We start from the raw sequence: 17,852 nt of genomic DNA, 5'->3' as shown, positions 1-17,852 counted from the left end.
GGCTCTCTTCCTTCCGTGCGCAATGGTGGTTACCCTCGCCCGCCATGCCGCCCATCGAGGATCTCCGCGAGCAGCTCGACCCCGCCGCCGCCGTGCTGCTCACGGTCGAGTGCCAGCAGGGTGTCGTCGGCCCGGGCAGCGCCCTGCCGGAACTGGCCGCGGAAGCCCGGTCGTCCGGCGCGCTGCGCAACGTCGCCCGCCTGGTCGACGCCGCCCACGCGTCGGCCGTGCAGGTCGTGCACGCGGTGGCGGAGCGCCGCCCCGACGGGCGGGGCGCCAGCCGCAACGCCCGGCTCTTCCGGGCCGCGGAGCGGCTGCCGGTGCGGCAGTACAGCGGCAGCGCGGCCGTCCGCGTCGCCGAACCGATCGTGGTGGCGGACGAGGACCTCGTCGTACGGCGGCTCCACGGGCTCTCGCCGCTCGCCGGCACCGAGGTCGACGCCCTGCTGCGCAACCTCGGCTGCCGGACCCTGGTCGTCACCGGCGTATCGGCCAACGTGGCCGTCCCCAACGCCGTCTTCGACGCCGTCAACCTCGGTTACACGGCGGTGGTGGTGGCGGACGCCATCGCGGGGATCCCCTCCGTGTACACCCCCGCGATGATCCGCCACACCCTCGCCCTCGTCGCCACGGTCGCCACCACCGACGAGGTGCTGACCTGCTGGCAGGGGCCTCGACGCCCCCGGCCGGTCACGCCAGCTTGATCGAGTCGCCCTCGACGGTGATCGATGCCGCCGCCAGTGGCGTGGTGGCCGGTCCCGCCTTCACGCTGCCGTCCGTCGCGTCGAACTTCGAGCCGTGGCACGGGCAGTTGATGACCCCGTTCGCGACCTCCTTGACCGCGCACCCGGCGTGCGTGCACTTCGCGGAGAACGCCTTGAACTCGCCCGCCCGGGGCTGCGTCACCACGACCTGCCCGAAGACCTTGCCCCCGCCCTCCGGGATGTCGGCCGTCTTCGCGATCACCTGGCCGCCGGCGCCCCCGCCGGTGCTGCCACCCGTGCCGCCCCCCGTACTCCCGCCGGTGGTGCCCCCGCTGCCGCCCGCCGGTGCCGCGGCACCGTCGGCCGTGCCGTCGGAGCCGCCGCACGCGGTGAGTGCGGCGGCCAGGCCCGCCCCACCGGCCGCCGCGACGACGGTACGGCGCGCCACCGCCCTGCTCCCCTGCGATCCGGTCATTCCGGCTTCCCTTCCACGATGGTCACAACGTCACCAGGGGGTACGGGACGGCGGGCGCGGCCGTTCACCGGTCCGGCGACTTCGCGGCGCGGGCCCGCGCCCGACCGGGCCCGGCCCCGCGCCGCCGGTCGGCGGCCGACGGCGCGTGACCGGCACGTAACCTGGGGGGATGCTCTCCGAAGTCACAGCGACCCGCTACGTCACGCCCTTGCGCGAGGGCGGCTCGCTCCCGGGGATCGTCGAGGCCGACGATCTCGGTACGTACGTCATGAAGTTCACGGGCGCCGGGCAGGGCCGCAAGACCCTGGTCGCCGAGGTCGTCTGCGGGCGGCTGGGCCGCCGGCTCGGGCTGCGCGTGCCCGAGCTGGTCACCATCCAGCTCGACCCGGTGATCGGTCTCGGCGAGCCCGACCAGGAGGTGCAGGAGCTGCTGAAGGCGAGCGGCGGGCTGAACCTCGGCATGGACTACCTGCCGGGCTCCATCGGCTTCGACCCCCTCGCCTACGAGGTGGACCCCGGGGAGGCCGGCCGGATCGTCTGGTTCGACGCGCTGATCAACAACGTCGACCGCTCCTGGCGCAACCCCAACATGCTCGTCTGGCACGGTGAGCCGTGGCTCATCGACCACGGCGCCACCATGATCTGGCACCACAACTGGCCGGGCGCCCAGGCTTCCGCCGCCAAGCCGTACGACGCCTCCGACCACGTCCTGGCCGGGTTCGGCCCCGACATCGCCGCCGCGGCCGCGGAGCTGGCCCCGCTCGTCACGGAGGAACTGCTCACCGACGTCGCGGCCGACGTGCCCGACGAGTGGCTCGTCGACGAGCCGGGGTTCGACACCGCGGACGCCGTGCGCCGCGCCTACGTGGCCGCACTGCTGACCCGCGCCGCGACCATCCACGAGCGGATCGCGCTCGGCGAGCGGACCGGGGCGGTCCCCTCCCAGGCCCCCGGCTGGCTCACCGAGCCCCGCAAGCCCTGGCCGCACACCCCGCAGAACAGCACGAAGGGCACGGAGCAGAAGTGAGCGACCGGGACGTCTTCGAGTACGCGCTGCTGCGCGTCGTACCCCGCGTCGAGCGCGGCGAGTGCTTCAACGCGGGCGTGGTGGTCTACTGCCGCGCCAAGTCCTTCGTGTGCGCCCGTACGCACCTCGACGAGGCCAAGCTGAGGGCCCTGGACCCCGGGGCCGACGTGGCGGGCGTACGGGCCGCCCTGCGCGCCGTGGAGGGCGTGTGCGCGGGCGGCGAGCAGGCGGGCCAGGCGGCGAGCGAGGACGCCGGACGGCGCTTCCGGTGGCTGATCGCGCCCCGGTCGACGGTGGTCCAGCCCGGGCCCGTGCACACCGGTCTCACCGCCGATCCGGAGGCGGAGGCCGAGCGGCTCCTGGAAGTGCTCGTGCGCTGAACCCGGCCACCGCGCCGCGCCGCGTGACCGGGCGCACCCGGTGGGCCGTTGACACCGGGTGCCAGGGCTTCTAGCGTCTCGTCTGCTGAAGGTACTAAGCGGTCGCTCACCGGCATGGACGTGCCGGGGGAGGGCCGGCTGAGCCGCATCCACCAGGGATCCAAGGGCGAGGAGAACCAGATGTCCACCACCGAGCAGCGTGTCGCCGTCGTCACCGGGGCGGCGCGGGGCATTGGCGCCGCCACCGCCGTCCGGCTGGCGGCCGAGGGCCGCGCCGTCGCCGTACTCGACCTCGACGAGGCGGCCTGCAAGGACACCGTCGAGAAGATCACCGCGGCGGGCGGCAGGGCCATCGCCGTCGGCTGCGACGTCTCCGACAGCGCCCAGGTGGAGGCGGCCGTCGCCCGCGTCGCCGCCGAACTGGGCGCGCCGACGATCCTCGTCAACAACGCGGGCGTGCTCCGCGACAACCTGCTCTTCAAGATGACCGAGTCCGACTGGGACACGGTCGTCGACGTGCACCTCAAGGGTGCGTTCCTGATGGCCAAGGCGTGCCAGAAGCACATGGTCGACGCCGGCTTCGGCCGTATCGTCAGCCTCTCCTCGTCCTCGGCGCTGGGCAACCGCGGCCAGGCCAACTACGCCGCCGTCAAGGCCGGCCTGCAGGGCTTCACCAAGACCCTCGCCAAGGAGCTCGGCAAGTTCGGCATCACCGCCAACGCCGTGGCGCCCGGCTTCATCGTCACCGAGATGACCGCGCAGACCGCCGCGCGCGTGGGCATGGGCTTCGAGGACTTCCAGGCCGCCGCCGCCACCCAGATCCCGGTGGCCCGCGTCGGCAAGCCGGAGGACGTCGCGCACGCGATCGCCTTCTTCACGGGCGACGACGCCGGCTTCGTCTCCGGCCAGGTCCTGTACGTGGCCGGCGGCCCGCTCAACTGAAGCCCCGAACGACGCGAGAGAGGACCACGGACATGACCGCACAGGAGCTCCCCGAGCCGTCCGGGAAGGTCGCCCTGGTCACGGGCGCCAGCCGCGGCATCGGATACGGCGTGGCGGAGGCGCTGGTCGCCCGCGGTGACCGGGTGTGCATCACCGGGCGCGGCGAGGAGGCCCTCAAGGAGGCCGTCGAGCGGCTCGGCGCCGACCGGGTGATCGCGGTGGCCGGCAAGGCCCACGACGAGGCCCACCAGGCGCTCGCGGTGGAACGCACGATGGAGGCCTTCGGCCGCGTCGACTACCTGGTCAACAACGCGGGGACGAACCCCGTCTTCGGCCCGATCGCCGAGCTCGACCTGGGCGTCGCCCGCAAGGTGTACGAGACCAACGTGATCTCCGCGCTCGGCTTCGCCCAGCAGACGTGGAAGGCGTGGCAGAAGGACCACGGCGGTGCGATCGTGAACATCGCCTCCGTCGCCGGCATCTCGGCCTCGCCCTTCATCGGCGCGTACGGCATGAGCAAGGCGGCCATGGTCAATCTGACCCTGCAGCTCGCCCATGAATTCGCCCCGGTCGTCCGGGTCAATGCGATCGCCCCGGCGGTCGTGAAGACGAAATTCGCCGAGGCCCTTTACGAGGGCAGGGAGGCGGAGGCCGCGGCTGCCTATCCGCTCGGCCGGCTGGGAGTTCCGAAGGATATCGGTGGAGCCGCCGCATTCCTCACCTCCGAGCAGTCGGACTGGATCACCGGTCAGACCCTGGTCGTCGATGGGGGAATTTTCCTGAATGCCGGAGTCGGCTGAGGCGTATTGTCTCTGATGGACTGATGCTGCCCAAGCGCCCCGCCGGACCTGTGCATTGACCTGGCGGGGCGCTGCGGTATGGTCGGCCGACCCATGGCTGAATGAGGAGCGTGCACGTGTTCAACCGGACCAGTCTGCAGGCCGCTGCAGCCCTTGCGTCCATATCCCTGCTGGCGGGCTGCGGCCTCCTTTCCGAAGATGACGCCGATGGGGAAGGCAAGATCATTGTCGGTACGACGAGTGCTCCCAGTACGCTCGATCCTGCGGCCGCTTGGGACGGTTCATGGGAGTTGTACCGGAATGTCTTCCAGACTCTGCTGAGTTTTCCGACCGGAAGTACGACTCCTCAGCCGGACGCCGCGGACTGCAAGTTCACCGATGCCTCGAGCAAGGTCTTCCAGTGCGAGCTGAAGGACGGGCTGACCTTCTCCGACGGCGGCAAGCTCGACGCCCAGGCCGTCAAGCATTCGATCGACCGCATCCGGAAGATCAACGCGAAGGGCGGCCCGAACGGACTGCTCGGCTCGCTCGACCGGATCGCCGTCAACGGTGAGGCGACCATCGTGTTCCACCTGAAGGAACCCGACGCGACCTTCCCGTACATCCTCGCCACCCCGGCGATGTCGATCGTCTCCCCGGAGAAGTACCCCGAGGACGAGCTGCGCGAGGACGGCAAGATCACCGGATCCGGGCCGTACGTCCTCGATGCGTACGAAGAGGGCGTCAAGGCCGAGCTGTCGAAGAACCCCCACTACAAGGGCTTCGCGGACCGCAAGAACAACGGCGTCACCATCCGTTACTTCGAGACCTCGGAGACGATGGTCGCGGCGCTGAAGAAGAAGGAGATCGACGCCACGTACCGCGGTCTGACCGCGGAGGAGGTCGTCGACCTGCGGGAGAAGAAGCCGGCCAACGAGGGACTGCAGCTGGTGGAGTCCACCGGCGCCGACATCCGTTACCTGGTCTTCAACCCCAAGGACCCCGCGGCCGGCAAGGTGGCGGTGCGCAAGGCGATCGCCCAGGTCGTCGACCGTGAGGCCCTGGTCGCCAAGGTCTACCAGGGCACCGCCGAGCCGCTGTACTCGATGGTGCCGAAGGGCATCGCCGGACACACCACCGAGTTCTTCGACCGGTACGGCGAGCCGGACGTCGACAAGGCGAAGAAGCTCCTGCGCGATGCGGGCGTCGAGACGCCCGTGAAGCTGACCTTCTGGTACACCACCGACCGTTACGGCTCCGCCACGGCTCCCGAGTTCGCCGAGCTCAAGCGGCAGCTCGACGCCTCGGGCCTCTTCGAGGTGACCCTGCAGGGCAAGCCCTGGAAGGAGTTCCAGGCCGGCTACCAGAAGGGCGAGTACCCGGTGTTCGGCCGAGGCTGGTTCCCCGACTTCCCGGACCCGGACAACTTCATCGCGCCGTTCGTCGGCAAGGAGAACGTCCTCTCGACGCCGTACGAGCGGCCCGAGATCACCGAGCAGCTGCTGCCGCTGTCGCGCCGCGAGAGCGACCGCGGTGCGGTCAGCAAGGAGTTCGAGAAGGCCCAGGAGATCCTCGGCAACGACGTGCGCCTGCTGCCGCTGTGGCAGGGCAAGCTGTACGTCGCCGCCAAGGAGGAGATCGCGGGCGGCGAGCGGGCCCTCGACCCGCAGACCGTCATGCAGATGTGGGAGCTGCACCGGCAGACCGCCTGGTAGGAGCCTCCTGGGCCCGTTGTCAGTGGGCGCAGGTAGGTTCGGGCACACAAACGATCGATCTTCGGAGGTTGTTGACGTGACCGACACCTACCTGCTGCCCGAGTCCTGGCGCGGCGTCCTCGGCGACGAGCTGCAGAAGCCGTACTTCAAGCTGCTCACCGAGTTCGTCGAGGAGGAGCGGGCCAAGGGGCCGGTCTACCCGCCGCGCGAGCAGGTGTTCGCGGCTCTGGAGGCAACTCCGTACGACCAGGTCAAGGTGCTCATCCTCGGCCAGGACCCGTACCACGGGGAGGGCCAGGGGCACGGACTGTGCTTCTCGGTACGGCCGGGCGTCAAGACGCCGCCGTCCCTGCGGAACATCTACAAGGAGATGCAGGAGGAGCTCGGGCACCCCGTGCCGGACAACGGCTACCTGATGCCGTGGGCCCGGCAGGGCGTCCTGCTGCTGAACGCCGTCCTGACCGTGCGGGGCGGCGAGGCCAACTCCCACAAGGGCAAGGGCTGGGAGAAGTTCACGGACGCGGTGATCACCGCGGTGGCCTCGCGGCCCGACCCGGCGGTCTTCGTCCTCTGGGGCAACTACGCGCAGAAGAAGCTGCCGCTGATCGACGAGACGCGGCACGCGGTGGTCAAGGGGGCGCACCCCTCCCCGCTCTCCGCGAAGAAGTTCTTCGGCTCCCGCCCGTTCACGCAGATCGACGAGGCGGTCAAGGCGCAGGGCCACGAGCCGATCGACTGGCGCATCCCGAACCTGGGCGCCTGACCGGCCCGCCCCGGCCGGCTCACCTCGACCGGCCCCCGGGCCGGTCCCGGGGTCGCCTCCGGACCGTTCTGCCCGGCTGGGGCGCAGCCCCTGCCGGCTGCTCACCCCGTACCGCCCCTGACGGGTTGCGGGCCCGGTCGTCGGCGTCGGCCAGCGTCTGCCCGGCGGCGTCGGCCAGCCTCCGGACCGGCCCCGTGCCCTCGCCGGGGCGCCGGCCGCTCAACCCGGCTCGCCCCGCCCCGCCGGCCTGCCCAGCCGGGCTCGTGGGTGCCCGGGGACGGTCGGGCCGGTCAGGCCGTCCGGGCGCGGACCGCGGGCGCTGCGGATAGCGTCGGTACACGACCGACCAGTGGAGGCCGCGTGCAGGACCACCAGCAGAGGACGGACGACGCCGTCCCGACCAGGATCGGGCAGGCGGCCATGCTGCTCCACGGCGGCGACCGCGAAGAGGCCCGCAACCGCTTCCGGGCGCTGTGGGACCAGCTCGGCGTGGACGGCGACCCGCTCCACCGGTGCACGCTCGCCCGCTACATGGCCGACGCCCAGGACGATCCCGACGACGAGCTCGCCTGGGACCTGCGGGCACTGAGCGCGGCGGAGGGGGCCGGCGGCCGGCCGCCCGTCCGGCGCGACACGGCGGTGGCCCTCCGCGCGCTCCGTCCTTCCCTCCACCTCGACGTCGCCGCCGACTACCTGGCGCTGCGCCGCACGGACGCCGCCCGGACGCATCTCGACCGGGCCCGCGCCGCCGCGGGCGCCCTGGGCGACGACCGGTACGGCAAGGGAGTCCACGCGGCCATCGAGCGCCTGGAGCGGCGCCTGGGAAACGTGTGAGCCCGCCGGCCGCGGCGCGTCAGCGGCGGTAGGTACCGCGGCAGATCCGGGACTCCGGGCTGCCCGGCCGCCAGCCGCCGTAGTCCTCGCCCAGGGCGCACACGTCCGGCACGGTGACCGGTACCGACGGCGGCGCCGGGGGACGGACCTGCGGAAGCCGCTCGCGCGGCCGGTCGGGGGCCGGTTCCCGGGGCGGCCGCGGCGGGCGGTCGTCGTCGCGGGGTGCGCCCCCGCCGGTCCCCGGTTCCGTACGGCCCGGCTTCGCCGCCGGAGGCCGCGGCGGGGCGGCCGTCGCCGGCGGCAGGGCCGCTTCGAGGGCCTCGCGCGCCGGACCCTCCACGATCTGCGGCGCGACGTCCGGCACGGGGCGGCTCGCCTCCGGGGCGACCCGCCCGGTGCCGGGGGGCGGCTGCACCGAGACGCAGCCGGAAGCGGCCGCCGCCATCGCCACGGCCGTCAGGACCTTCGCTGGGATTCTGGTTCGCTGCACCCGGCAACTGTGGTGGGTGGAGCCCCGCTTGAGGACCGCTACCCGCGGTTATTGATCCACACGGGTGACGGGGGCGACGGAGGAGCGGACCCTCACTCGCCGGTCTCGCCGTCCACCCGCTCGCGCAGCAGGTCGGCGTGGCCGTTGTGGCGGGCGTACTCCTCGATCATGTGGGTGTAGATCCAGCGGAGGCTGAACACCTCCCCGCTGCGGCTCCGGCCGGCGGACACCTCGTCGAGCGAGCGGCCGTCGGCCCGCTTCCGGGCCTGGGCGATCTCCTCCTGCCAGGTGGCGTACGCCTGGTCCCAGGTGTCGTCCTCCGTGACGTGGAAGTCCCCGTCGGGGTCCTCGTCGGTCCAGTGCAGCGGCGGCGCGTCCTCCCCGGTGAGGATCCGGCGGAACCAGTGGCGCTCCACGTCCGCCATGTGCCGTACGAGGCCCAGCAGCGTCAGCTCGGACGGCGGGACCGAGGCCCGGCGCAGCTGCTCGTCGTCGAGGCCCTGGCACTTCCAGGCCAGGGTGGCCCGGTGGTAGTCGAGCCAGCCCTCCAGCATGTCGCGCTCCCCGGCGCGTGTGGAGGGCTCCGGGCGGCGGTCCTGGGCGGGCTGTTCCGTGGTCGTCATGACGGGCATCCTCGCCCGGCCGGGACCGGTGGCGCCAGGGGTTATCGGCCCAGCATGCCGCGGAGCAACTCCTCCAGCCCGGCGCGCAGTTCCGCCCGGTCCGGCGCGGTGGCGTGGAAGGAGCCCACGGCGCAGGAGAACATCAGCCCCTCGGCCCACGCCACCAGCGACAGGGTGTGGCGGTCCGGCTCGGCGGAACCGGCCGCCCGCATCAGTGCGGTCAGCGGCTCGCGGAACCGGCGGCCCGTGGCGTCGTAGAAGCTGCGCAGCTCGGGGCGCCGGGTGGCCTCCAGGGCCAGCTCGTAGCGGGCCACGAGCAGGTCGCGGTGGTGGGTCAGGTAGCGGTGCAGAGCCAGCGACAGGGCGTCGAGGACGGCATCGAGTCCGCCTCCGGGGCCGGGAGCACCCCCCGCGGAGCCGCCCTCCGTGCCGGAGCCGCTCCCCGTGCCGGAGCCGCTCTCCCGACCCGGGCTGCTCTCCCCGCCGGCGCGGGATCCCGCGGGCTCCGCGAACGGCAGCGCGTCCGCCCCCAGCACCTGCGCCTCGCGGTCCGCCAGCCGCCGGACCGCCGCCTCCAGCAGGGCCTGCCGGGTCCGCGCGTGGTTGGACGTGGAGCCCTGGGGGAGCCCCGCGCGCTCGTCCACCGCACGGTGGGTCAGCCCCCGCATGCCCCGCTCGGCGAGCAGAGCGAGAGCGGTGTCGGCGATGAGCTCGGCGCGTGGGGTCATGAGGGACAACCTACCGTGCGCACTACAGCTGTAGTACGGTGGCGGCGTCGTCAACTACATGTGTAGTACCGGGCCCCTGGAGGAGTCATGGACAATCGACCGGCCACGCCCCACGCCGTCGTCATCGGCAGCGGCATCGGCGGCCTCACGGCCGCCGTGGCCCTGCACCGGCGGGGCTGGCGCACCACCGTCCTGGAGCGTGCCGCCTCGCTGCGGCCCGTCGGCGCCGGCCTCGGCCTCGCCCCCAACGGCCTGCGCGCCCTGGACGTCATCGGACTCGGCGACGAGGTCCGCGCCCTGGCGGCCTGGCAGGGCGACGGCGGGCTGCGCACCCCCGCGGGGCGCTGGCTCTCCCGTACCAACTCACGGGTCGCCGCAGGGAGGTACGGCGGTCCCCTCGTCGCGCTCCACCGGGCCACCCTCGTCGAGCTGCTCGCCTCCCGGCTGCCCGACGGCGCCCTGCACACCGGAACCCCCGCGGAACTGGCGGACCCCGGGGTGCCCGGCGGCCGGTCCGCCCGGGTCACCACACCCGACGGGGAGTTCGACGCCGACCTCGTCATCGGCGCCGACGGCATCCACTCGGCCGTCCGCACCGCCCTGTTCCCCGCCCACCCGGGCCCCCGGTACACCGGCCTCACGAGCTGGCGCCTGGTGGTCCCCGCGCCGCCGGAGCCCTTCCACCCCCACGAGACGTGGGGCCGCGGCATCCTGTGGGGGACCCTGCCGCTCAAGGACGGCAGGGTCTACGCGTACGCCGCGGCCGTCGCCCCCGCCGGTGCGCAGTCCCCCGACGGGGAGAAGGCCGAACTGCTGCGCCGCTGCGGCGACTGGCACGACCCGATCCCCGCGATCCTCGCCGCCGCCGGCGAGGACGGCGTCCTGCGGCACGACATCCACCACCTCGACACCCCCCTGCCCGCCTTCCACCGCGGCCGCACCGCCCTGCTCGGCGACGCCGCCCACGCGATGGCCCCCACCCTCGGCCAGGGCGGCAACCAGGCCATCGAGGACGGGATCGTGCTCGCCCACCACCTCGCGCCCCCTGCCGACCTCGGCGCGGGTCTCGCGGCCTACTCCGCGGACCGCCTGCCCCGCACCACCGGCATCGTCCGCAAGGCCGCCCGGGTCACCGCGCTCCACACCCGCAACGGCCGCCCGTTCGTCCTGGTGCGCAACGCCCTCGTGGCACTGGCCGGCCTCGCCGGTCCCGGACTGGCGCTGCGCGCCTTCGACGGCATCGCCGACTGGCACCCGCCGCACCACGGAACCGGCGCGCGGACATACGATCACGACGACCGTCAGGCACTTCGATAGGGAGACCCCCCGTGAAGATCGGCTGCATCGGGCTCGGCGACATCGCGCGGAAGGCCTACCTGCCCGTGCTCGCCACCCGGCCCGGGGCGGAGCTGCACCTGCAGACCCGCACCCCGGCCACCCTCGCCCGGGTCGCGGAGACGTACCACGTCCCGGCGGAGCGCCGCCACGCCGATCTCGACTCCCTCCTGGCCGCCGGGATCGACGCCGCGTTCGTGCACGCGCCCACCGACGTGCACCCCGAGATCGTCACCCGGCTCCTGGAGGCCGGCGTCCCCACGTACGTCGACAAGCCCCTCGCGTACCGGATCGAGGACTCACGCCGCCTGGTGGAGCTCGCCGAAGCCCGGGGCACCGGCCTCGCCGTCGGGTTCAACCGCCGCTACGCCCCCGCCTACGCGCAGTGCCTGGACCACCCGCGCGACCTGGTCCTCATGCAGAAGAACCGGGTCGGGCTCCCGGAGGACCCGCGCACCCTCGTCCTCGACGACTTCATCCACGTCGTCGACACCCTGCGCTTCCTGCTGCCCGGCGAGGCCGACCACATCGACGTGCGCGTGCGGATCCGCGACGGGCTGATGCACCACGTCGTGCTCCAGATGTCGGGCGACGGGTTCACCGCGATCGGCATGATGAACCGGATGAACGGCTCCACCGAGGAGATCCTCGAAGTCTCCGGCCAGGACACCAAGCGGCAGGTCCTCAACCTCGCCGAGGTCGTCGACCACAAGGGCCAGCCCACCGTGCGCCGCCGCGGGGACTGGGTGCCCGTCGCCCGGCAGCGCGGCATCGAGCAGGTCGTCCTCGCGTTCCTGGACGCCGTGGCCGCGGGGAAGGCGCTCAGCGCCCGGGACGCGCTGACGACTCACGAGCTGTGCGAGCGGGTGGTACGGGACGCCCTCGACCAGGCCGGCCGGGCCGGCTGAGCGGCCTCCGGGACCGCACGGCCCCGGTGGCCGCCACCGCCGCCAGCACGGCGAGCGCGGCGTACACCGCCCAGTCGCCGAACCGCGCGTAGGGCGTCGTGGCGTCCGACAGGGGGATGTCGTAGACGGCCGACGCACTGCGCTCGGTACCCAGCGGGGAGCCGACGGGGGCGCCGTCGGCGCCGTACACCGCGCTCACGCCGGTGAGCGTCGCGTGGACCACCGGCCGCCCCGTCTCGGCCGCCCGCAGCGCCGCGAGCGACGCGTGCTGCGCGGGCGCCCAGCTGTCCTGGAACGTCGACGTCGCCGACTGGGCCACCAGCAGCTGCGCGCCGTCGCGGGCCAGCCGGCGGCTCATGTCGGGGAACGCCGACTCGAAGCAGACCAGCGGACCCAGCCGGAGCCCCTCGTCGCCGACGGCCATCACCACGGGCTGCGTACCGCGGCGGCGGTCCTCGGCCGCCGCCTTGCCGACCGAGGTGGCCCAGCCCAGCAGCGAACGCAGCGGGATGTACTCGCCGAACGGCACCAGCCGCATCTTGTCGTAGCGGTCGCCGGTGGGCCCTTCCGGGCCGATCAGGACACTGCTCTTGTAGATGCCGGGGCGGTCCGAGCGGCGCGCGTCCACATTGACCAGCACCTCGGCGCCCACCTCGCGGGAGACCGCGGCGAGCCGGCGGGCCAGGTCCGGCCGCGCCGCCAGGTCCGCGCCCACACTGCTCTCGCCCCACACCACCAGGTCCACGTCCCGGCCGGCCAGCTCCCGGGTGAGCTCCTCGCCGCGGGCCACCCGCCGCTCGGCGCCGCCGACGCCGTTGATGACCCCGGGCTGGACGACGGCGACCCGGACCTCCCCGGACGGCCGCGGTGACGGCACCCACAGCCACGCCGAACCGGCGGTCAGCGCGCACACCGCGACGCCGGCGACCGCCGCCGGCCGCGCGGACGGCACCGACACCAGCACGGCCACGGCCGTGTTGACCGCCACCACGAGCAGGCTGACCAGCCACACCCCGCCCAGCGACGCGACCCGCAGGGCGGCGTCCACCTGCCACTGGCTCGCCCCCAGCAGCCCCCACGGCCCGCCCAGTCCCTCCCAGGACCGCACCAGTTCCACCATCAGCCAGCCGGACGGTACGACCACCACGGCGGCGGCCGCCCGGCCCCGGGACGGCGTCCGCGCCAGCATCCGCCGCACCAGCCGGCCCCACGGCGCCCACAGCAGCCCGAGCAGCGCCGCCAGCACCAGGAGGAAGACGTGGAGGCTCGGCATCAGCCAGTGGTGCAGCGCCAGCATGAAACCCAGACCGCCCAGCCAGCCGTCCAGGGCGGCACGGCCACCGGTGCGCGCCGTCCGGATCAGCAGCAGCCATGGCACCAGCGCCACGTACGCGAACCACCACCAGGAGGGTGCCGGAAACGCCAGCGCCGGCAGGGCCCCCGCGGCGACCGCCGCCGCGCCCCGCCACCAGCGCGACCCGAGCAACCGCCCCACGTCCCACCGGGCGACCGCCGTCCGCACGCCGCGCATCCGCATACCGCGCCTCCTCAGGGGGTGACGCCTCCAGTGTGCGCGAGCGATCAGTCCGCCGACAGTACACCCGTGGCGCGTCGCCACTTCTCCGTGACGACCACCGAACGCAGCCGCCAGCCGCCGTCGGTGCGCCGCAGCCCGAAGGCGTACCGCCCGCCCGTGACGACGTCGTCGCCCGACTCCAGCCGCATCGGGTTGACGTAGTCGGCGAGCGCCTCGGCGCTGTCGCCCGGGAAGCCGTCCACCTCCTCGATGCGCACCCGCCGGTTGACCACGAGGTGCTGGCGCACGGGGAACAGCACCATCGTCTCCGCCAGCCAGTCGGCGACCTCGCCCGCGGGGCCGGCGATGCCGCCCGCCGCCCGGTAGTCGGCCTGCCCGTCCGGGGTGAACAGCTCCCGGTACGCGGCCCAGTCCGCGTCGTCCACGGCCACCGCCCAACCGGTGATGAGCTCGTCGATGGCCAGCCGGTCCATCACGGTCGCGAGGTCCACGCGCTGCGTCATCCGGCCAGTGTCGAGCAGCCGCGGCGGCACGCCAAGAGCACGGCACCGTTCATCGGCCGCGGGTCGCGGCCGGTACGGTCACCGGGCCGCTCAGGCGGCTTCCCACTGGTGGGCGCGGCCGCCGCGCCACTCGACGAGGTGCGGGTCGTCCAGCGAGATGTCGGACTCGTCCAGACCGGCGCGCCGGAGGAACTCCAGGAGATCCGCGTCGTTGTGGGCCAGCCCGACGATCTGCCCGCGGACGGTGACGCGCCGGCCTCCGCCGGGGGAGGGGCGGTGGACGACGACGGGTGCCTGCCGGGCCATGGGATCAGGGTGCGCCCGGCGGCCGTTGATCGCACCCGCCCTGTGGCGGGTCCCTTCGCACAGCTCCAGCGGGGAGGGAGCCGCGGGTCCCTTCACACGGGGTGTGAAGGAAATGCATGCATATATGCGTCACGCGCCCTCGCGGGCGTCCGGCTCGCGCGGGACGCTGCACTCGCGTGTTCGGGCCGGAGGAACCCGGGCCACGGGCCGCCGGTCACCCCCCTGCCGGCGGCCCCACGCGCAGGTCCGCGCCTATGCGGCCTTCGCGATGTCGCCGTGCTGCGCCGCGGCCCAGGCCACCACGAGCCGGTGGTAGATCCGCTGCTCGTCCGCCGACAGCCGGCCGCCGGAACGCACCCACAGTTCGCGGATCGCGCGGTTCAGCGCGTCCGCGGAGGGCTGGTCAGAGTCGACTGGGGTGTTGAACATGGCATCCAGGTTAGGGGCGAAGTCGGGCGTACCTCCCCGGACAGGGCGTGGCATCCGCCACGGCACCGCCCGGAGGAGGCGCGCGGCTGCGGGATCAGCCCGCGGACTCACCCGCGTGCGGGCTCAGCACACCCAGTGCCACCAGGGCGAACAGCACGAGGCCGAGCAGGATCCGGTAGATCACGAAGGGCATGAAGCTCTTCGTCGTGATGAATTTCATGAACCACGCGATGACCGCGTACCCGACCCCGAAGGCGATGATCGTCGCGAAGATCGTGGGGCCCCAGGACACGTGGCCGCCCTCGGTCGCGTCCTTCAGTTCGAACAGACCTGACGCCAGCACCGCCGGGATGGCCAGCAGGAACGAGTAGCGGGCCGCGGCCTCCCGCGTGTAGCTCATCAGCAGGCCGCCGCTGATCGTCGCACCGGACCGGGAGACGCCGGGGATCAGGGCCATCGCCTGGCACAGGCCGAAGATCAGCCCGTCCTTCACGCCCAGGTCCTGCAGCGTCTTGCGCTCGGGTGCCGCGCGGTGCCGGCCGCCCTCCTCGACGCGGGCCGCCAGGCGGTCGGCGATGCCGAGCACGATGCCCATCACGATGAGCGTCGTCGCGATCAGGCGCAGATCGCGGAACGGGCCCTCGATGTGGTCCTTGAGGGTGACGCCCAGCACACCGATCGGGATCGAGCCGACGATCACGAGCCAGCCCATCCGGGCGTCGTGGTCCCCGCGCATCGACTTGTCCGTCAGTGAGCGGAACCACGCCGACACGATGCGCGCGATGTCCTGGCGGAAGTAGATCAGCACGGCCGTCTCCGTACCGATCTGGGTGATGGCGGTGAAGGCCGCGCCCGGGTCGGACCAGCCCGCGAAGGCCGCGGTCAGGCGCAGATGCGCGCTGGAGGAGATGGGGAGGAACTCCGTCAGCCCCTGGACGAGTCCGAGGACGAACGATTCGAACCAATTCATGGGGCTAGGGCCGTCCCGAAGGTGCGCGTGCGGTCAGTGGCGGCAGCAGCGATCAACGCGGTGGACCGGTGATCGGCGCCTGGTCGGTGCGCAGCGTACCGTCCCAAGGTGAATGAACGGTTCGCGGCCGACGGGCTCAGCGGCCCGTAGCGCCGCGCAGGCGGTGGCGTTTGCACCAGGCGACCACCGCCGCCCCGAGCCCCGTCAGGACGATGAACCCCGTCGCGAGGAGGAACGCGGGGGACGTCGGCGACGCGGCCTCGCTGCCCGCGATCACGTACGCCGCGGTGTTCGGGACCGAGCCGATGCCGGTGGCCAGCAGGAACGGCGCGTAGCCCATCCGCGAGACCGCGGCGCAGTAGTTCGCCGCGGCGAACGGCACGCCCGGGAAGAGGCGGACCGCCAGCATCGAGCGGAACCCGTGCCGGCTGAGCTGCCCGTCCGCCGCCGTCAGCCAGCGCCCGCGCAGCAGCGGACGCAGCGCGTCCTGCCCCAGCAGCCGGCCCAGCGTGAAGGCGATGCCCGCCCCCAGCACCGTGCCGGCGACCGCCGCGGCCAGCCCGGCCTGGGACCCGAAGAGCGCGCCCGCCGCCAGGTTCAGGATCGGCCGGGGCACGAAGGCGGCGGTGCACAGTCCGTACGCCAGCGCGAACAGCACCACCGCGCCGCCGCCGCCGATCTGCGGCGGCCAGCCCGCCGACAGCAGCCGCTGCGGCTCGTACAGCAGCACGGCCGACGCCGCGGACGCGAGCATCACCAGCAGCAGCGACAACCGGGACCACGGTGACATGAGCGCCCGGGAGCAGCGGACGGCGAGCGTGGCCTGGGGTCGTGTGACGGGGTCGAGCATCCGGGGAGATTAACCGACGAAGACGGCTGATCGCCGCACCTCCGCTCCCACCTGCGCGGACCCGCCGCCCCCGCACCCGCCGCCCCGCGCCCGGTCGCGCCCGCACCACCGGACCGACCCGCCGCCCTTCGAGGAAAACCGTTCGACCGCGCGGCCACCGCTGAGCGATGATCAGCGGCATGTCCCGGTACGCCTTCCCCGCAGCGCCGTCCGCAGTCGCGGACGCGCCGAAGGCCGCCGTGTCCACCTTCCCGGCCGCCTTCGGCGGCGCCCGAAGCTGACCCTTCCCGGATCGTCCGGCGGACCCCGCAGGGGGAGGGTCGGTACGGCGCAGGGGTCCCGCTTCCACCGCTCGCGTTCCGGGAAGGAACAGCAGACAGCCATGTCCAAGACGGCATACGTGCGCACCAAGCCGCACCTCAACATCGGCACCATGGGCCACGTCGACCACGGCAAGACCACCCTGACCGCCGCCATCACCAAGGTCCTCAGCGAGCGCGGCACCGGCACCTTCGTGCCGTTCGACCGGATCGACCGGGCGCCCGAGGAGGCGCAGCGCGGCATCACCATCAACATCGCGCACGTCGAGTACGAGACCGACACCCGGCACTACGCGCACGTCGACATGCCGGGGCACGCCGACTACGTCAAGAACATGGTCACCGGCGCCGCCCAGCTCGACGGGGCCATCCTCGTCGTCTCCGCGCTCGACGGGATCATGCCGCAGACCGCCGAGCACGTGCTGCTCGCCCGGCAGGTCGGCGTGGACCACATCGTCGTCGCCCTCAACAAGGCCGACGCGGGCGACGACGAGCTGACCGACCTCGTCGAGCTGGAGGTGCGCGACCTGCTCACCGCCCACGGCTACGGCGGCGACTCGGTCCCGGTCGTACGGGTCTCGGGGCTGCGCGCCCTGGAGGGCGACCCGCGCTGGACCGCGGCCGTCGAGGCGCTGCTGGACGCCGTGGACACCTATGTGCCCATGCCGGTGCGGTACGTCGACGCGCCGTTCCTGATGCCGGTGGAGAACGTGCTCACCATCACCGGCCGGGGCACCGTGGTCACAGGTGCCGTCGAGCGCGGCACGGTCCGGATCGGCGACCGCGTCGAGGTGCTCGGCGCGGACACGACGACGGTCGTCACCGGCCTGGAGACCTTCGGCAAGCCGATGGACTCCGCCCAGGCGGGGGACAACGTGGCGCTGCTGCTGCGCGGGGTGCCGCGCGACGCGGTCCGCCGCGGCCACGTCGTGGCGGCGCCCGGCAGCGTCGTCCCGAGCCGCCGCTTCACGGCGCAGGTGTACGTCCTGTCGGGGCGCGAGGGCGGCCGCACCACGCCTGTGTCGACCGGCTACCGGCCGCAGTTCTACATCCGCACCGCGGACGTCGTGGGCGACGTGGACCTGGGCGAGCGGGCGGTCGCACGCCCCGGCGACACCGTCACGATGACGGTCGAGCTGGGACGTGACGTACCGCTGGAGCCGGGGCTGGGCTTCGCGATCCGCGAGGGCGGCCGTACCGTCGGCGCCGGAACGGTGACCGAGGTCGGCTGACC

21 protein-coding genes are annotated in these 17,852 nt (G+C 73.3%); 11 read left to right on the top strand and 10 right to left on the bottom strand.

Annotation, left to right across the window (positions count from 1 at the left end):
- Nucleotides 1-44: 44 nt before the first annotated feature.
- Nucleotides 45-704 (top strand): cysteine hydrolase family protein, encoded by a 660-nt coding sequence (locus tag ACIA79_RS20945; RefSeq protein ID WP_399429832.1) that lies wholly within the window; start codon nt 45-47, stop codon nt 702-704.
- On the opposite strand, the gene ACIA79_RS20940 is transcribed toward ACIA79_RS20945, so the two are convergent.
- A complete protein-coding gene (locus tag ACIA79_RS20940; RefSeq protein ID WP_399429831.1) occupies nt 691-1,179 on the bottom strand; it encodes a Rieske (2Fe-2S) protein in 489 nt (162 codons plus the stop codon). The two genes, ACIA79_RS20945 and ACIA79_RS20940, sit on opposite strands and share 14 nt — an antisense overlap.
- Before the next feature lie 169 nt (nt 1,180-1,348).
- On the opposite strand from ACIA79_RS20940, the gene ACIA79_RS20935 reads away from it, so the two are divergent.
- The 7 genes from ACIA79_RS20935 to ACIA79_RS20905 all read left to right on the top strand — a co-directional run bounded on the left by ACIA79_RS20935 (nt 1,349) and on the right by ACIA79_RS20905 (nt 7,619).
- The gene (locus tag ACIA79_RS20935; RefSeq protein ID WP_399429830.1) at nt 1,349-2,206 is read left to right on the top strand and encodes a HipA family kinase; all 858 of its coding nucleotides are present in this window, start codon (nt 1,349-1,351) and stop codon (nt 2,204-2,206) included.
- Entirely contained in the window at nt 2,203-2,586 is a 384-nt protein-coding gene (locus ACIA79_RS20930; RefSeq protein WP_399429829.1) for a DUF3037 domain-containing protein, read from the top strand. The genes ACIA79_RS20935 and ACIA79_RS20930 overlap by 4 nt, the downstream gene beginning before the upstream one ends.
- 180 nt (nt 2,587-2,766) lie before the next feature.
- Nucleotides 2,767-3,528 (top strand): 3-oxoacyl-ACP reductase FabG, encoded by a 762-nt coding sequence (fabG, locus tag ACIA79_RS20925; RefSeq protein WP_399429850.1) that lies wholly within the window; start codon nt 2,767-2,769, stop codon nt 3,526-3,528.
- A 32-nt stretch (nt 3,529-3,560) separates the two neighbouring features.
- Nucleotides 3,561-4,328 (top strand): SDR family oxidoreductase, encoded by a 768-nt coding sequence (locus ACIA79_RS20920; RefSeq protein WP_399429828.1) that lies wholly within the window; start codon nt 3,561-3,563, stop codon nt 4,326-4,328.
- 116 nt (nt 4,329-4,444) lie between these two features.
- Nucleotides 4,445-6,022 carry an ABC transporter substrate-binding protein gene (locus ACIA79_RS20915; protein ID WP_399429827.1) on the top strand — a complete coding sequence of 526 codons (1,578 nt, stop codon included), beginning with the start codon at nt 4,445-4,447 and terminating at the stop codon, nt 6,020-6,022.
- A 76-nt stretch (nt 6,023-6,098) separates the two neighbouring features.
- Complete coding sequence (ung, locus tag ACIA79_RS20910) at nt 6,099-6,785, top strand: uracil-DNA glycosylase (RefSeq protein ID WP_399429826.1); 687 nt, start codon at nt 6,099-6,101, stop codon at nt 6,783-6,785.
- A 420-nt stretch (nt 6,786-7,205) separates the two neighbouring features.
- Nucleotides 7,206-7,619 carry a hypothetical protein gene (locus ACIA79_RS20905; protein WP_399429849.1) on the top strand — a complete coding sequence of 138 codons (414 nt, stop codon included), beginning with the start codon at nt 7,206-7,208 and terminating at the stop codon, nt 7,617-7,619.
- A 19-nt stretch (nt 7,620-7,638) separates the two neighbouring features.
- Here the strand turns inward: ACIA79_RS20905 and ACIA79_RS20900 are convergent, their stop codons facing one another.
- From ACIA79_RS20900 to ACIA79_RS20890, 3 genes are all read right to left on the bottom strand, one after another.
- Nucleotides 7,639-8,109, bottom strand: coding sequence for a hypothetical protein (locus ACIA79_RS20900; RefSeq protein ID WP_399429825.1), 471 nt, complete (start codon nt 8,107-8,109; stop codon nt 7,639-7,641).
- A gap of 92 nt (nt 8,110-8,201) precedes the next feature.
- Nucleotides 8,202-8,732, bottom strand: a complete 531-nt coding sequence (locus ACIA79_RS20895; protein WP_399429824.1) for a DinB family protein — start codon at nt 8,730-8,732, stop codon at nt 8,202-8,204.
- A gap of 41 nt (nt 8,733-8,773) precedes the next feature.
- Entirely contained in the window at nt 8,774-9,460 is a 687-nt protein-coding gene (locus ACIA79_RS20890) for a TetR/AcrR family transcriptional regulator (RefSeq protein ID WP_399429823.1), read from the bottom strand.
- 87 nt (nt 9,461-9,547) lie between these two features.
- Here ACIA79_RS20890 and ACIA79_RS20885 point away from each other — a divergent pair, with 87 nt between their 5' ends.
- Together ACIA79_RS20885 and ACIA79_RS20880 are read left to right on the top strand one after the other, a co-directional pair.
- A complete protein-coding gene (locus ACIA79_RS20885; protein WP_399429822.1) occupies nt 9,548-10,777 on the top strand; it encodes an FAD-dependent monooxygenase in 1,230 nt (409 codons plus the stop codon).
- 11 nt (nt 10,778-10,788) lie between these two features.
- Complete coding sequence (locus tag ACIA79_RS20880) at nt 10,789-11,703, top strand: Gfo/Idh/MocA family protein (protein ID WP_399429821.1); 915 nt, start codon at nt 10,789-10,791, stop codon at nt 11,701-11,703.
- Here ACIA79_RS20880 and lnt read toward each other — a convergent pair.
- The 6 genes from lnt to ACIA79_RS20850 all read right to left on the bottom strand — a co-directional run bounded on the left by lnt (nt 11,618) and on the right by ACIA79_RS20850 (nt 16,298).
- Nucleotides 11,618-13,240: an apolipoprotein N-acyltransferase gene (gene lnt / locus ACIA79_RS20875; protein WP_399429820.1), complete on the bottom strand. Its 1,623-nt coding sequence runs from the start codon at nt 13,238-13,240 to the stop codon at nt 11,618-11,620. The genes ACIA79_RS20880 and lnt overlap by 86 nt on opposite strands.
- A gap of 44 nt (nt 13,241-13,284) precedes the next feature.
- A complete protein-coding gene (locus tag ACIA79_RS20870; RefSeq protein ID WP_399429819.1) occupies nt 13,285-13,743 on the bottom strand; it encodes a nuclear transport factor 2 family protein in 459 nt (152 codons plus the stop codon).
- A gap of 90 nt (nt 13,744-13,833) precedes the next feature.
- Nucleotides 13,834-14,049, bottom strand: a complete 216-nt coding sequence (locus ACIA79_RS20865) for a hypothetical protein (protein WP_399429818.1) — start codon at nt 14,047-14,049, stop codon at nt 13,834-13,836.
- Between the two features lie 252 nt (nt 14,050-14,301).
- On the bottom strand, nt 14,302-14,478 hold the full coding sequence (locus ACIA79_RS20860) for a hypothetical protein (RefSeq protein WP_399429817.1): 177 nt from the start codon (nt 14,476-14,478) through the stop codon (nt 14,302-14,304).
- A 94-nt stretch (nt 14,479-14,572) separates the two neighbouring features.
- On the bottom strand, nt 14,573-15,448 hold the full coding sequence (locus ACIA79_RS20855; RefSeq protein WP_399429816.1) for an undecaprenyl-diphosphate phosphatase: 876 nt from the start codon (nt 15,446-15,448) through the stop codon (nt 14,573-14,575).
- Nucleotides 15,449-15,584: 136 nt separating this feature from the next.
- The gene (locus ACIA79_RS20850; RefSeq protein WP_399429815.1) at nt 15,585-16,298 is read right to left on the bottom strand and encodes a TVP38/TMEM64 family protein; all 714 of its coding nucleotides are present in this window, start codon (nt 16,296-16,298) and stop codon (nt 15,585-15,587) included.
- 382 nt (nt 16,299-16,680) lie between these two features.
- On the opposite strand from ACIA79_RS20850, the gene tuf reads away from it, so the two are divergent.
- Nucleotides 16,681-17,850: an elongation factor Tu gene (tuf, locus tag ACIA79_RS20845; RefSeq protein WP_399429814.1), complete on the top strand. Its 1,170-nt coding sequence runs from the start codon at nt 16,681-16,683 to the stop codon at nt 17,848-17,850.
- Nucleotides 17,851-17,852: the final 2 nt, after the last annotated feature.

This window comes from Streptomyces sp. NPDC051310 (genome assembly GCF_044455245.1).
Classification (GTDB): domain Bacteria; phylum Actinomycetota; class Actinomycetes; order Streptomycetales; family Streptomycetaceae; genus Streptomyces.
Note: the sequence above shows the minus strand (reverse complement) of the source record. Positions and strands in the feature narration are given on the sequence as shown.

Bases quoted from the DNA above. Each gene is read 5' to 3' on its own strand.
- ACIA79_RS20945 (WP_399429832.1), top strand. From the start codon at position 45: ATGCCGCCCATCGAGGATCTCCGCGAGCAGCTCGACCCCGCCGCCGCC.
- ACIA79_RS20940 (WP_399429831.1), bottom strand. From the start codon at position 1,179: ATGACCGGATCGCAGGGGAGCAGGGCGGTGGCGCGCCGTACCGTCGTC.
- ACIA79_RS20935 (WP_399429830.1), top strand. From the start codon at position 1,349: ATGCTCTCCGAAGTCACAGCGACCCGCTACGTCACGCCCTTGCGCGAG.
- fabG (WP_399429850.1), top strand. From the start codon at position 2,767: ATGTCCACCACCGAGCAGCGTGTCGCCGTCGTCACCGGGGCGGCGCGG.
- ACIA79_RS20920 (WP_399429828.1), top strand. From the start codon at position 3,561: ATGACCGCACAGGAGCTCCCCGAGCCGTCCGGGAAGGTCGCCCTGGTC.
- ACIA79_RS20905 (WP_399429849.1), top strand. From the start codon at position 7,206: ATGCTGCTCCACGGCGGCGACCGCGAAGAGGCCCGCAACCGCTTCCGG.
- ACIA79_RS20895 (WP_399429824.1), bottom strand. From the start codon at position 8,732: ATGACGACCACGGAACAGCCCGCCCAGGACCGCCGCCCGGAGCCCTCC.
- ACIA79_RS20890 (WP_399429823.1), bottom strand. From the start codon at position 9,460: ATGACCCCACGCGCCGAGCTCATCGCCGACACCGCTCTCGCTCTGCTC.
- ACIA79_RS20885 (WP_399429822.1), top strand. From the start codon at position 9,548: ATGGACAATCGACCGGCCACGCCCCACGCCGTCGTCATCGGCAGCGGC.
- lnt (WP_399429820.1), bottom strand. From the start codon at position 13,240: ATGCGGATGCGCGGCGTGCGGACGGCGGTCGCCCGGTGGGACGTGGGG.
- ACIA79_RS20870 (WP_399429819.1), bottom strand. From the start codon at position 13,743: ATGACGCAGCGCGTGGACCTCGCGACCGTGATGGACCGGCTGGCCATC.
- ACIA79_RS20865 (WP_399429818.1), bottom strand. From the start codon at position 14,049: ATGGCCCGGCAGGCACCCGTCGTCGTCCACCGCCCCTCCCCCGGCGGA.
- ACIA79_RS20860 (WP_399429817.1), bottom strand. From the start codon at position 14,478: ATGTTCAACACCCCAGTCGACTCTGACCAGCCCTCCGCGGACGCGCTG.
- ACIA79_RS20855 (WP_399429816.1), bottom strand. From the start codon at position 15,448: ATGAATTGGTTCGAATCGTTCGTCCTCGGACTCGTCCAGGGGCTGACG.
- ACIA79_RS20850 (WP_399429815.1), bottom strand. From the start codon at position 16,298: ATGCTCGACCCCGTCACACGACCCCAGGCCACGCTCGCCGTCCGCTGC.
- tuf (WP_399429814.1), top strand. From the start codon at position 16,681: ATGTCCAAGACGGCATACGTGCGCACCAAGCCGCACCTCAACATCGGC.